6 protein-coding genes are annotated in these 14148 nt (G+C 65.5%); 5 read left to right on the top strand and 1 reads right to left on the bottom strand.

The window, feature by feature from the left end; translation table 11 throughout:
• Positions 1 to 66: 66 nt before the first annotated feature.
• Positions 67 to 1062 (top strand): 23S rRNA (guanosine(2251)-2'-O)-methyltransferase RlmB, encoded by a 996-nt coding sequence (rlmB, locus tag QNO00_RS14265; RefSeq protein WP_229968054.1) that lies wholly within the window; start codon positions 67 to 69, stop codon positions 1060 to 1062.
• 28 nt (positions 1063 to 1090) lie between these two features.
• Positions 1091 to 3202, top strand: a complete 2112-nt coding sequence (gene glgX, locus QNO00_RS14260; RefSeq protein ID WP_284024982.1) for a glycogen debranching protein GlgX — start codon at positions 1091 to 1093, stop codon at positions 3200 to 3202.
• On the opposite strand, the gene glgP is transcribed toward glgX, so the two are convergent.
• The gene (glgP, locus tag QNO00_RS14255) at positions 3199 to 5823 is read right to left on the bottom strand and encodes an alpha-glucan family phosphorylase (protein ID WP_284024981.1); all 2625 of its coding nucleotides are present in this window, start codon (positions 5821 to 5823) and stop codon (positions 3199 to 3201) included. The genes glgX and glgP overlap by 4 nt on opposite strands.
• Before the next feature lie 207 nt (positions 5824 to 6030).
• Between glgP and QNO00_RS14250 the strand changes: the two genes are divergently transcribed.
• Genes QNO00_RS14250 through glgB form a run of 3 tightly spaced genes read left to right on the top strand, consistent with a single transcriptional unit; the run spans position 6031 to position 13672 of the window.
• On the top strand, positions 6031 to 8082 hold the full coding sequence (locus tag QNO00_RS14250; RefSeq protein ID WP_229968068.1) for an alpha-1,4-glucan--maltose-1-phosphate maltosyltransferase: 2052 nt from the start codon (positions 6031 to 6033) through the stop codon (positions 8080 to 8082).
• On the top strand, positions 8082 to 9851 hold the full coding sequence (gene treS / locus QNO00_RS14245; protein WP_229968060.1) for a maltose alpha-D-glucosyltransferase: 1770 nt from the start codon (positions 8082 to 8084) through the stop codon (positions 9849 to 9851). Before QNO00_RS14250 ends, treS begins: the two co-directional genes overlap by 1 nt.
• Positions 9848 to 13672 carry a 1,4-alpha-glucan branching protein GlgB gene (gene glgB / locus QNO00_RS14240; RefSeq protein WP_284024980.1) on the top strand — a complete coding sequence of 1275 codons (3825 nt, stop codon included), beginning with the start codon at positions 9848 to 9850 and terminating at the stop codon, positions 13670 to 13672. The genes treS and glgB overlap by 4 nt, the downstream gene beginning before the upstream one ends.
• The last annotated feature ends 476 nt before the right edge of the window (positions 13673 to 14148 follow it).

Raw genomic sequence — 14148 nt, 5'->3', positions numbered from 1 at the left:
CAGCGGCGGCCCGGGAGCCTGCGTAAACTAGAAGTAATGCTTTCTTCTAGGTTTAAGGTGTAATCGATGGCCAACAACGGACGTCCCGGCGCAATGCGTAAAGCCAAAAAGGGCCCCAGCGGGGGCACCGGTGGATTGGGCCGCAAGGCTCTTGAGGGTAAAGGACCCACACCCAAGGCTGAAGAGCGCCCCTACCACAAGGCATTCAAGAACAAGCAGCTTGCCGAGCGCTCGGCAGCCAAGCGCGGCGGCGACACCCGCGCAGCCGGTGGCCGCAGCGGCACCAACGTCCGCGGCAAGGTGGCTGAGGAAGTCGTCACCGGCCGCAACTCCGTCGTGGAAGCACTGCGCGCCGGCATCCCCGCCAAGGCCCTGCATGTGGCCGTGCGGATCGACATGGACGACCGTGTCCGCGAATCCCTGAAGATGGCGGCCGACCGCGGCCTGCCCGTCATGGAGACCCACAAGCCCGAGCTGGACCGCATGACCAACGAGGCCGTGCACCAGGGCCTTGTCCTGCAGATCCCGCCGTACGACTACGCCGATCCCATGGACCTTGCCCAGGAAACCATCGAGGCTTGGAGGAAGGGGCACATCCGCAACGCCCCGCTGTTCGTGGCGCTGGACGGCATCACCGACCCGCGCAACCTCGGCGCGATCATCCGCTCCGCATCAGCGTTCAGCGCGCACGGCGTCATCGTGCCGGAACGCCGGGCCGTGGGCATGACCGCCTCCGCCTGGAAGACCAGCGCAGGCGCAGCCGTCCGCGTGCCGGTCGCCCGCGCCGGCAACCTGAACAGTGCGTTGAAGGCCTTCAAGAAAATGGGCATCTTCGTGCTCGGCCTGGATGGCGACGGCGACGTGTCGCTGCCGAACATTGTCCTGGCCAAGGATCCGATCTGCATCGTTGTGGGTTCCGAAGGCAAGGGCCTGTCCCGCCTGGTCCGCGAAAACTGCGACCAGATCGTGTCCATTCCCATCGATTCGGCCATGGAATCGCTGAATGCTTCCATGGCGGTGGGCATCAGCCTGTACGAGATTTCACGGCAGCGTTCCGCCTAAACCGCAGCGGAGCAGTCCGAGAGGCAGCATGGCAGACCTGACCAGTATTCCGCAGGGCCAAGCCGCCGCGCGGCGTGCTTCCCGGCCGTTCCCCTTGGGCGTGAGGACTTCGGTTCCCGGCGTCGATGAAGTGCCGGGAACCGTTAACGTCTCCGTCTATGCGCCGGGGCTTGCCGGCGTCGACGTCTATTTCGAGAAGGCTCCGGGGATCTGGACCTCGGAGCCCCTGGGCGAGTATGTCGCGGGCATCCACCACGGGCGCGTCACGGGCCTGTCCCATGGCGGCCGCTACGGGTTCTGGCCGCAGGGGAAGGAGGTGCCCGGGGAGCCGGGCACCTTCCAGCTGCTGCTGGATCCGTACGGGCGCGGCATTGACGAGATTCCGGTCTCCGGCGACGTGCCGCTGTACTTCTCCGTGCACGTCGACTCCGCTTTTGACTGGGGTTCCTCGCGGCAACCGCACATTCCCTGGCGCGACACCGTCATCTACGAGGCGCACGTCCGCGGACAGACCATGCTCCATCCCGGGATCCCCGAGGAGCTTCGGGGCACGTACGCGGGCTTTGGGCATCCGGTCATGGTGGACTACCTCCAGCGGCTGGGGATTACCTCCGTGGAGCTGCTGCCGGTCCACTTCCACACCGATGAGGAGCACCTGCGGAAGCTGGGACTGGGCAACTACTGGGGCTACAACACCCTGGGCTTCTTCGCGCCGCACGCCGGGTACGCCACCCGGGCCGCGCAGGCCGCCGGCGCCAAGGCCGTGCAGGACGAGTTCAAGGGCATGGTCAAGTCCCTGCACGAGGGCGGCCTCGAGGTTCTCCTGGACGTGGTGTACAACCACACGGCCGAAGGAACCCGGGACCAGCCGCCGCTGAGCTGGCGGGGACTCGGCGACGAACGCTACTACCGCCACGACGGCGAAGGAGGTTACGTCGATACCACCGGCTGCGGCAACACCCTGGACTTCAGTGAGCCGCGGGTCATTCAAATGGCCCTGGACTCGCTGCGCCACTGGGTGCAGGAGTACCAGGTGGACGGTTTCCGGTTCGATTTGGCCCCTGCGCTCTGCCGCGGCGCCGACGGCGCGTTCGACCGGCGGCACCCCTTCCTCATCGCCCTGGCGGCGGACCCCGCGCTGAACGAAATCAAGTTGATTGCCGAACCCTGGGACATTGGGCCGGACGGCTGGCAGACCGGCAACTTCCCGCCGGGCTGGGCTGACTGGAACGACCGGTTCCGGGATACCACCAGGGACTTCTGGCTGCGGGACCAGGCGGCACTGGCCGCCGGCGGCACGGGCGGCTCCGTGGCCCGGATTGCCGGATCGCTGGCCGGTTCCGCCGACCTTTTCGCCGGCTCCGGCCGCACCGCGCTGTCCTCGATTAACCTGGTTACCGCCCACGACGGGTTTACCCTCGCGGACCTCACGGCGTATGAACACAAGCACAACGAGGCCAACGGCGAAGGAAACCGGGACGGAAACAGCGAAAACCGCAGCTACAACCACGGAGCAGAGGGCCCGGCAGCCGACGAACAGATAGCTGTCCGGCGTGCCCAGACCGCACGGAACCTCATGGCCACACTGCTGATGTCCCTGGGCGTTCCGATGATCACTGCCGGCGACGAGCTGGGACGCACCCAGCAGGGCAACAACAACGCGTACTGCCAGGACGGCCCCCTCACCTGGCTGCACTGGGACCTGGACCCGGAGGCGGAGCGGATGCTGGAGTTCACGCGCACGCTCCTGCGCCTGCGGCAGTATTTCCTGGCCTCCCAGCCGTACCGGTTCCCCGCCGACTCGCGGGGAACCTCGCTGCTCTGGTTCGACGCAGACGGGCAGCCCATGGCGCAGGACAAGTGGCAGGATCCCGGCACCCGGGTGGTCCAGCTGCTGGTCGGCTCGCCTGCCGGGGAGCTCAACGGCCTGTTTGTGCTGAACGGGTCGCTGGAAGACACGGACATCGTCCTGCCGGATGCGCTGGCGCTGCGCGGCTCGGGCGCCGTCCGCGACGAAGACCACTCGTACGAATTGCTGCTCAGCACTGCCGCCGACGCTCAGGCGCGCACCGGTGGACAGCGCCGCGGCGGCGAGAAGGACGTCCTCCCCGCCAACTCCGTCAGCCTCTACCGCGCCTAGGCGTTGGCCACCAGGCCCAGCTCGGCCTTGGAAGCCAGGCCCGGGTGCACCGGGAGGACCCGTACGGTGTAGCCGAAGGGGCCGGCGTGCTCAATGCCGATGGTGCCCGAAAAGAGGTGCCGCCCGGACCCCAGATCCTCCGCCTGGTCCAGTTCCGTGGTGCGGGGGTCGCTGAGCTGGTCGTTTTCCAGCGCCTTGCCGTAGGCCACCTCCACGCTGACGTCCTCCGGGCGCAGGGACCCCAGGGACACGTAGGCCTGCACCGTGAGCTGGTCGCCGATCTGCGGATCGTCGGTGATGCCGATCGAATCCACACGCTCCACCGAAACCCCGGACCAGCCGTCGCGGATCCGGGTGATCCAGGCGGCCAGGTCCTTGGCCGCGGCGAAGTTGTCAGCGGACGCGGCGCGCCCGGACTGTCCGGCCGGGCGGTACAACCGGTTCACATATTCACGCAGCATGCGGTTGGCCGATACTGCGGGCCCGAGGTCGGCGAGCGTGTGCTTGACCATTTCCAGCCACTCACTCGGCAGGGCCCCGGACGGGGCGTCGGACGGGCCCGCGGCGCCGGCGGAGGCGGGGGGTTCCTTGCCGTAGAACAGGGGCGTGACGGAATTCTCCAACAGGTCATAGAGCGCCGAGGCTTCCAGATCATCGCGCTGGTCCGGGTCGTACATCTCCCGGGTGTACGCACCCTTGGTGGGATTGGCCGAGGGAATGGCCCAACCGTTGTCGCCGTCGAACATTTCGTCCCACCAGCCGTCCAGGACGGAAAGGTTCAGGCCGCCGTTGATCGCTGACTTCATGCCGGAGGTGCCGGAGGCCTCCAGCGGCCGCAGCGGATTATTCAGCCAGACGTCACAGCCCGGGAACAGGGTGCGGGCCATGGCGATGTCGTAGTTGGGCAGGAACACGATCCGGTGCCGGACCTCGGGATCGTCAGTGAACCGGACGAGGTCCTGGATCATCCGCTTCCCCTGTTCATCGGCAGGATGCGACTTGCCCGCGACCACCACTTGGATGGGATGCGTAGGATGCAGCAGCAGCGCCTTCAGCCGGACGGGATCCCGCAGCATCAGGGTCAGCCGCTTGTAGGTGGGGACGCGGCGGGCAAATCCAATGGTCAGGACGTCGGGGTCCAGGACGTTCTCGGTCCACGCCAGCTCGGGGTTAGTGGCCCCGCGCTTGCGCCATGCGGACCGCACCCGCCGCCGGACGTCGGTTATCAGGTTCGAGCGCAGGCGCCGGCGCAGATCCCACAGGTCCTGGTCGCTGATCTCGTAGGCGCGGCTCCAGTCGCGGTCGTGGACCGTTTCCACGCCGAACTTTTCCCTGGCCAGCTTGGTCAGTTCCGGATCCACCCAGGACGGCACATGCACGCCGTTGGTGACGGACGTGATCGGAACCTCCGCGACGTCGAACCCCGGCCACAGACCGGAGAACATGTCCCGGGAAACTTCTCCGTGAAGCTTGGCCACGCCGTTGGCCCGCTGCGCCAGGCGCAGCCCCATCACCGCCATGTTGAACTTCGCCGGGTCTCCGCCCGAGTACGTTTCGGCTCCCAGCCCCAGCACCTTGTCCGTGGGCACTGACTGCGCGAGGCCGGCGCTGAAGAAATGCCGGATCTGGGCCTGGTCAAAGCGGTCGATGCCGGCCGGAACGGGTGTGTGGGTGGTGAACACGGTGTTGGAGCGGCTGACCGTCAGGGCTTCCTCCCAGCCCATGCCGTTGTCCATGAGTTCCCGGATCCGCTCGACGCCCAGGAATCCTGCGTGGCCCTCGTTGGTGTGGAAAACTTCCGGTGCGGGGCTTCCGGACAGCCGTTCATGCACCCGCAGCGCCTTGATTCCGCCCATGCCCAGCAGCAACTCCTGCTGCAGCCGGTGATCGCCGCCGCCGCCGTACAGCCGGTCGGTGATGCCGCGGGCGGCGTCGTCATTTCCGGTCACATCCGAATCCAGCAGCAGCAGGGGAACGCGTCCGACGTCGGCCCGCCAGATCTGCGCGGAAAGCCGCCGGTTGTTGGGCAGGGGAAGGCTCACGCGGGCCGGCGTGCCGTCTTCTTCACGGAGCAGGGTCAGCGGCAGGCCGTTGGGGTCCAGGACGGGGTACGTCTCGAGCTGCCACCCGTCGCGGGACAGCGCCTGCTTGAAGTATCCGGCCTGGTAGAGCAGCCCGACGGCGACCAGCGGCACACCCAGATCCGAAGCGGCTTTCAAGTGGTCGCCGGCGAGGATGCCCAGACCGCCGGAATACTGCGGCAGCACGGCGCTGATCCCGTATTCGGGGGAGAAGTAGGCGATGGACCTGGGGGCGTCGTCACCGAGGGTCTGATACCAGCGGGGATCATCCAGATAGGTGTCAAGATCGGCGCCAAGGGCTTGGATCCGTTCCACCAGGCCGGCGTCGCTCGCCATTCGCTCCAGGCTGGCGCGGCTGACGGAACCTAGGAACTTAACCGGATCCCGGCCGCTCGCCTGCCAGGCAGCGGGATCCAGGTCGGCGAAAAGCCGCGTGGTGGGCTCATGCCAGGACCACCGCAGGTTAGAGGCCAGCTTGCTCAGCGGGGCAATGCTGTCGGGGAGGACTGTCCGGACGGTAAACCTTCGAATTGCCTTCACCCGGATTACGGTAGCGCAAACCCCAGGCCAAAAGGGATGCTTGAGCGAAAGAAACAGCGAAATGACATCCAGGCCCGCAAGCTCCGCAGGGGCCGCGGAATAAACGCAATACACTGCACCACCGGCGCAAAAACACCGGAAAGTACGTTGGCTTAGCAATCTGCCCCGATTATCGCTAACGTCTAGTCTGTGACCAGTTCCAGTGCGATGCCATCCAAAGACCTGTCCGCCGAGGAACTCCGGTTCGGCCGGATTCCCATCATCAATGTGACCCCGGTGGTGGAATGCGGCCGCATCCCGGCCAAAGCCATTCCCGGAGAAGACCTCGTAGTAGGGGCCACGGTGTTCCGTGAGGGCCACGACCTTGTGGGAGTCAGCGCCGTCCTCTATGACCCCGAAGGCCGGGAAGTGCAACGGGTCCGCTTGGATCCCGTGGGAATCGGCCTGGACCGCTGGGGCGGCTTGCTGCGGCCGGAAAGCACCGGCGACTGGAGTTTCGCCGTCGAAGGCTGGGCCGATCTGTACGGCACCTGGCACCACAATGCCGAAGTGAAGATCAACGCCGGCGTGGACGTGGAACTGATGCTCGCCGAAGGCGCGGCACTTTTTGAGTCAGCTGCAGCGCAGCGCGGGTCAGGGGACGGACGCAGTGAAGGCGACGCCGCAGTGCTGGCCGCCGCCGGCGCGGCGCTCGCAGACTCCACGCTGCCCGTTGAGGAACGTTTTGCGGCTGCCGCAACCGATGCCGTGCTGGCCGCCCTGAGCCGGGAACCGCTCCGGGACCTGGTGACGAGCAGCCCGCGCTATCCCATCCGCGTGGAACGCGAGCTGGCCGGGCGCGGCGCCTGGTACGAGTTCTTTCCCCGCTCCGAAGGCGCCATCCAGGACCCCGCCACCCGCGAGTGGACCTCGGGGACGTTCCGGACGGCGGCGCGCAGCCTGGAACGGGTTGCCGGCATGGGCTTCGACGTCATCTACCTGCCTCCGGTCCATCCCATCGGCACCACCCACCGGAAGGGGCCGAACAACACCCTGGTCGCCGGCCCGCTGGATCCGGGCTCGCCCTGGGCCATCGGCTCGCCTGAAGGCGGACACGACGCCATCCACCCTGATCTGGGCACCTTCGCCGACTTCGATGCCTTCGTGGACACCGCACGCGAGCTCAACCTCGAAGTGGCCATTGACCTGGCGCTGCAGGCCTCCCCGGACCACCCGTGGGTCAGCAGCCATCCGGAGTGGTTCACCACACGCGTGGACGGCTCGATCGCGTACGCCGAGAACCCGCCGAAGAAGTATCAGGACATCTATCCGCTGAACTTCGACAACGATTACACCGGGCTGTCGGAGGAAATACTCCGCATCGTGCTGATGTGGATCGGGCACGGAGTCAAGATCTTCCGCGTCGACAACCCGCACACCAAACCGCTGAAGTTCTGGGAGTGGTTGATCAAGTCGGTCAACGACAAGCATCCTGACGTGATTTTCCTGGCCGAGGCCTTCACCCGCCCGGCGGTCATGCACGCCCTGGGCATGGCCGGCTTCCAGCAGTCCTACACGTACTTCACCTGGCGCAACACCCGCCAGGAACTGGAGGAGTACTTCACCGAGGTCTCGTCGGAAACGGCGGCATTCTTCCGGCCGAACTTCTTCGTGAACACCCCTGACATCCTGACCGAGTTCCTGCAGTACGGCGGACCAGGCGCATTCAAGATCCGCGCCGTTCTGGCCTCCACCGCCAGCCCGCTGTGGGGAATGTACGCCGGCTATGAGCTGTACGAACACGTGGCCCGCCCCGGCGCCGAAGAGTACATCGACAATGAGAAGTTCGAGTACAAGCAGCGGGACTTCGCCGGCGCCATCGCCGAGGGCCGCAGCCTGGTTCCCTACATCACGCGGCTCAATGATATCCGCCGCTTCCACCCGGCGCTCGGGGACCTGCAGAACCTGACAGTGCATTCCAGCACCGACGAAGCCACAGTGGTCTATTCCAAACACAAACAGGTCCGCCCAGCGGACCCGTCGAGTCGGGATACCCTGATCATCGTAGTCAACACCGACCCCCACAGCGCCCGGGAATGCACGGTCTCCCTGGACCTGGCAGCCCTGCACCTGAACCCTGAAGACTTCAACGAGGACGGCACGTTCTGGGTGGATGACCTCATCAGCGGTCAAAGCTGGCGCTGGGGAGCCGAAAACTATGTCCGGCTTGACGCCCATTTCGAGCCCGCCCACATCCTGTCAATCCGGAGGAACTCCTAGTGCCCAACCCGTTTCAGCTGCACGCACCCGGTCTCACCAATGACCCGCATTGGTACCGCAAGGCGGTTTTCTACGAGGTGCTGGTCCGCGGCTTCTCGGACGCCAACGGAGACGGCTCCGGCGATTTCACCGGCCTGATCGACAAGCTTGACTATCTGCAGTGGCTGGGCGTGGACTGCCTCTGGCTGCCTCCGTTCTTCAAGTCGCCGCTGCGCGACGGCGGCTATGACATCTCCGACTACTACGACGTCCTGGACGAGTTCGGCACCATCAGCGACTTCAAGCGGCTGGTGGCAGAAGCCCACGCCCGCGGCGTCCGGGTCATCATCGACCTGCCGCTGAACCACACCTCCGACAAGCATCCCTGGTTCGAGGAGTCCCGCAATGACCCGGAAGGCCCGTACGGGGACTTCTACGTCTGGTCGGACACCGACCAGAAGTACGAAGACGCACGGATCATCTTCGTGGACACCGAAGAGTCCAACTGGGCCTTCGACCCTGTGCGGCGCCAGTTCTACTGGCACCGGTTCTTCAGCCACCAGCCGGACCTGAACTTCGAGAACCCCAAGGTCGTGGAGGCGATTTTCGACGTCGTCCGGTTCTGGCTCGACCAGGGCATCGACGGTTTCCGCGCCGATGCGATCCCGTACCTGTTTGAAGAAGACGGCACCAACTGCGAGAACCTGCCGGCCACCCACCGGTTCCTCAAGGACCTGCGCACAATGGTGGACGAGAACTACCCCGGCCGCGTGATCGTCGCCGAGGCCAACCAGATGCCGCACGAAGTCGTGGAGTACTTCGGCGACGAAACCGGAGCGGAATGCCACATGGCCTTCCACTTCCCGATCATGCCCCGTCTGTTCTACGCGCTGCGCGACCAGAAAGCCGCCCCCATTGTGCAGACGATGGAGGAAACCCCGGCGATTCCGGCAGGGGCCCAGTGGGGCACCTTCCTGCGCAACCATGACGAGCTGACGCTGGAGATGGTGACCAACGAGGAACGCCAGGCGATGCTCGGCTGGTATGCCCCGGATTCGCGCATGCGGGCCAACATCGGTATCCGCCGCCGGCTGGCTCCGCTGCTGGACAACTCGCGGTCGGAAATCGAACTCATCCACGCACTGCTGCTCTCGCTGCCGGGAAGTCCCTTCCTGTACTACGGTGACGAGCTGGGCATGGGCGACAACATCTGGCTCGAGGACCGTGATTCGTCCCGCACGCCCATGCAGTGGAACCCCGACCGCAACGCCGGATTCTCCACCGCCGATCCCGGCAAGCTGTACCTGCCGGTGGTGCAGTCGCTGGTTTACCACTACAACCACGTGAACGTTGAAGCGCAGCTGGCCAGCTCCAGCTCGCTCCTGCACTGGATCCGGCAGATGATCATGGTGCGCCGGACGCATCCCGCGTTCGGTTTGGGCTCCTACCGGAACGTTCCCACCGAAGCCGAATCGGTGCTGGCGTTCCTGCGCGAGCTGCCGGCGGACAACCCCGAGGGTGAGGTCGGGGAAGTCATGTTCTGCATCTTCAACCTGTCCCAGCACCCCGTTTCCGCCACGGTAAGCCTGCCGGAATTTGCCGGCCGGGGCCTGCGCGACGCGTTCGGCGGAACTCCGTTCCCCGCCTTCGGCGCAGACGGTTCGGTAACCCTGACCCTGGGCAGCCACGACTTCTACTGGCTGCGGCTGCGTTCGCCGAAATCCAACATGTCCTCGCCCGCAACTGAAGCGATTCCCCTGATTCCCATTTCGGAGGCAGTGAAAAAATGACCAAGCTGACGCCGTCCCTGCCTGAACTGCTGACAGCGTGGCTTCCGGAGCAGCGCTGGTTCCCTGCGAAGGGCCGGGACGTCACCCTGGACCGGGTGGGCGGCATCCGGCTGGAAGATCCCGCCGGCCTGGTGGAGCTGGAGGTTCACCTCATTGCCGTCAGCTCGGGCCAGCGCACCGACATCGTCAGTGTTCCCGTCAGTTATCACGGTGCACCGGTTCCGGAGCTGGCCGCCTCCCTGCTGGGGCGGGCGCAGCACCAGGAACTCGGGGAGCGCTGGCTGTACGACGGCGCCGCCGACCCGGTGTTCGTGACTGCATGGCTGGAGCTGATGCGCACCCAGTCGGCGACCGTCGACGGGCACACGCACGGCGTCGCGCTGGGCGGCTTTGAACAGTGGCCGCCGTTTGCGGAAACCGTTCCCGCCAAGTTGATGAAGGGCGAGCAGTCGAACACCTCGGTGGTGGTTCCCGTCGAACCCAGCCAGCTGATCGTGAAGTTCTACCGAGTCCTGGCCGCGGGCGTGAGCCCGGACGTCGAGGTCAGCGCGAAACTGACGGCCGCGGGCTCCCGCGATGTGCCGGCCACCCTCGGCTGGGTCACCGGCAGCTGGCGCGATCCGCTGGCGGCCGACGGCGATACCTGGGTCACCGGGCACCTGAGCGTGCTGCGGGAGTTCATTCCCAACAGTGAAGACGCCTGGCGCACCGCCTCCGCGGCTGCGCTGAATACGTCCGATTTCACCGCCGAGGCGGAAGAGCTCGGAGCGGTGACCGGCCGGATTCACCGCCAGTTGGCGCAGGCCTTCGGCAGCCAGCCGCCCAGCGCCGCAGAGCGCTCCGAGTTCCTGGAGTCCCTGGGCAACCGCATCCGGTGGGCCTGGAAGGAAGCCCGGAGCTACGTGGGGGAGTACGACGAACCGTTGGAGTATCTGCTCCGGCAGATCGCCGGTCTCGAGACACTGCCCAACCTCCAGCGCATCCATGCCGATTACCATCTGGGCCAGGTCCTGAAATCCGGCAGCCACGGCTGGATGGTCCTGGATTTCGAGGGCGAGCCGCTGCGGCCGGCCGAGGAGCGCAGCGTCCCGGACGTTCCCCTGCGTGACGTGGTGGGCATGCTCCGTTCCATCGACTACGCCGCCGGTGTGTCGCTCGTTGAGGGCGCCGCTGCGGACGACGGGGGCGCTGCGTCCGGGTCCCGCAAGCAGCAGCGCCGAGACCTCGAGGCCGCGCGCTGGGCTGCGACGGCCTCTGAGGCGTTCCTGCGCGGTTATGAGAAGGAAACCGGCACGCAGATCAACCGCAGCGATCCGCTGTACCTGGCCCTTTGGCTCGACAAGGCCCTCTACGAAGTTGTTTATGAAATCCGCAACCGTCCCGATTGGATCCGTGTGCCCGTTGCTGCCGTGCGGCAGATTCTCGAACAGGCACGCAAGCAGGCCTACGGGACGAGCAGGCAGGAAGAAGATTCAGTGAATAAGACCCCGCAGCCCGATCCCGAGACGAACCCCACCACGGACCCCGTCTCGCCCGCGCGCCCCGATGCTGCGGAGGGAACCACGGAACCCGTGTTGCCCGCCCAGCCGGATGGCGCCGTCGTTCCCGCTGCCGCAAGTGCGGCGCCGGCACACCGTAACCCGCTGCCCGTCCCGTCAGATGTCCTGCAGGCGGTTTCCGAAGGCCGGTATTACCAGCCGCATGCGATTCTTGGCGCCCATCTCGACGACCAGGGCCTGGTAACCATCCGTACCCTGCGCCCGCTCGCCAAGGCGGTCGCTGCCGTGACACCCGCGGGGCGGATCCGGCTGGAACACGAACACAACGGCATTTGGGTGGGCACGCTTCCCGCGGAACGGCCCGGCCAGGTTCCCGACTACCGGCTCGAAGTCACGTATGAAGGACTGGAACCCCAGCTCTTCGACGACCCCTACCGATTCCTGCCTTCCCTGGGGGAAATCGACCTGCACCTCATTGGTGAGGGCCGGCACGAGAAGCTGTGGACGGTGCTCGGTGCCAACCTGCACCATTACAAGTCGATTCTCGGCAACATCGACGGCGTCAGTTTCGCGGTGTGGGCGCCAAACGCCCAGGCAGTGCGTGTCAAGGGCGACTTCAATGGCTGGGACGGGACGATCAATGCGATGCGTTCACTCGGCGGATCCGGTGTCTGGGAGATTTTCATTCCCGACGTCCGCCCCGGTGCCCGGTACAAGTACGAAATCCTTGGCAGCGACGGGATCTGGCGGGAAAAGGCCGACCCCATGGCGCAGGGCACGGAAACGCCGCCGCTGACCGGTTCACGGGTCGTTGAGTCCACTTACGTTTTCCAGGACAGCGAGTGGATGGAAGCCCGCGCAGCCCGCGACCCCCACAACGCGCCGATGAGCGTTTACGAAGTTCATTTGGGATCCTGGCGCCTGGGCCTGGACTACCGCCAGTTGGCTGACCAGCTGACGGAGTACGTGACGTGGCAGGGATTCACCCACGTGGAGTTCATGCCCGTGGCCGAGCATCCGTTCGGCGGGTCCTGGGGCTACCAGATCACTTCCTATTTCGCTCCGACCGCTCGGTTCGGGCACCCGGACGATTTCCGCTACCTGGTGGACAAACTGCATCAGGCCGGCATCGGAGTCATCCTGGACTGGGTCCCCGGCCACTTCCCCAAGGACGAATGGGCGCTGGCGAAATTCGACGGCCAGACGCTCTACGAGCACGGCGACCCGTTCCGCGGAGAGCAGCCCGACTGGGGAACGCTGGTCTTCGACTTCGGCCGCCGCGAGGTACGCAACTTCCTCGTGGCCAACGCGATTTACTGGCTGGAGGAGTTCCACATAGACGGGCTCCGGGTGGATGCCGTGGCGTCCATGCTCTACCTGGACTACTCGCGGCCGGAAGGCCAGTGGAGCCCCAACATTTACGGTGGGCGGGAAAACCTCGAGGCCATTTCCTTCCTCCAGGAAGTCAATGCCACCGCCTACCGCAGGGTGCCCGGCATCGTCATGATCGCCGAGGAATCCACTGCATTCCCGGGAGTGACTCAGCCCACCAGCAGCGGCGGACTCGGCTTTGGCCTGAAATGGAACATGGGCTGGATGCACGACACCTTGGAGTACATGTCCGAGGACCCCATCAACCGGATGTATCACCACGCCAAGCTCACGTTCTCCCTGGTCTACGCCTACACGGAGAACTTCCTGCTGCCGATCAGCCACGACGAGGTTGTGCACGGCAAGGGCTCCCTGCTGCGCAAGATGCCCGGCGACCGCTGGCAGCAGCTGGCCAACCTGCGCGCCTACCTGGCCTTCCAATGGGCGCATCCGGGCAAGCAGCTGATCTTCATGGGGACCGAATTCGGCCAGGAAGCCGAATGGTCCGAGCAGTACGGCCTGGACTGGTACCTGACGGATACGCCGCAGCATAAGGGCGTGCAGCTGCTCGTGCGGCAGCTCAACGAGATTTACCGGAACACTCCGGCCCTGTTTGACCGCGACAACGAGCCGGCAGGGTTCCAGTGGATCAACGAGAACGACGGCGCCCTCAACGCGCTGTCATTCATCCGGTACGACCACCAGGGCAACCCGCTGGTGTGCATCGCGAACTTCGCCGGCACTCCGCACGAGAACTTCCGGCTCGGCCTGCCCTGGGCCGGCGAGTGGGTGGAGGCGCTCAACACTGACGCCGCGGAATTTGGCGGCTCAGGGGTTGGAAACATGGGAGTGGTGACCGCCGTGGAAGGCGCCTGCAACGGACAGCCCGCCTCCGCCACACTGACCGTTCCTCCCTTGGGCGTGCTGTATCTGAAGCCGAAGGGCGTCTAACCGAGCGCCGAACCTACGGCTGGCCAGGCGCAGGACCGGCCCGGCGCTGGCCACGCGCCGGTCACGGGCCGGTCATCAGCTCCGCAGCGGAGCGCGATCCTCGCCGGCCCCCGAACAACCTTCGGGGGCCGGCGAGGGTGTCCCCGAAATCGTGCTAGAGTTAATACCCGCGCTGATCGAGGCAACGAGAACAGCTGAGCGTCACGGACCTTAGGCTTCACCCGGTTCGCCGGACGGACGAACAGCCGTTTTGACAGCTGCAGATCAGGGCGGTAAGATTGAAAAGTTGCTCCGGAGCGACGCAGAGCGGAAGATCCCCTGGATCTGAGCCTGCCGGTGCCGGAAGCAGTCTGTTGTTTGAGAACTCAATAGTGTGCCAAGTTTATTGATACCAATTATTTTAATTGGTTGAACTGGTTCTTCCGCCCACCCCGTGGGTTGGGAGGACTTTTTTAGCTGGTTTCGAATTTAGTGCA

Origin of the sequence: Arthrobacter sp. zg-Y1219, from assembly GCF_030125545.1 — a bacterium.
In the GTDB taxonomy this organism is placed as follows: Bacteria; Actinomycetota; Actinomycetes; order Actinomycetales; family Micrococcaceae; genus Arthrobacter_B.
This window is presented reverse-complemented; position numbering and strand designations above follow the sequence as displayed.

Bases quoted from the DNA above. Each gene is read 5' to 3' on its own strand.
- glgX (WP_284024982.1), top strand. From the start codon at position 1,091: ATGGCAGACCTGACCAGTATTCCGCAGGGCCAAGCCGCCGCGCGGCGT.
- glgB (WP_284024980.1), top strand. From the start codon at position 9,848: ATGACCAAGCTGACGCCGTCCCTGCCTGAACTGCTGACAGCGTGGCTT.
- rlmB (WP_229968054.1), top strand. From the start codon at position 67: ATGGCCAACAACGGACGTCCCGGCGCAATGCGTAAAGCCAAAAAGGGC.
- QNO00_RS14250 (WP_229968068.1), top strand. From the start codon at position 6,031: ATGCCATCCAAAGACCTGTCCGCCGAGGAACTCCGGTTCGGCCGGATT.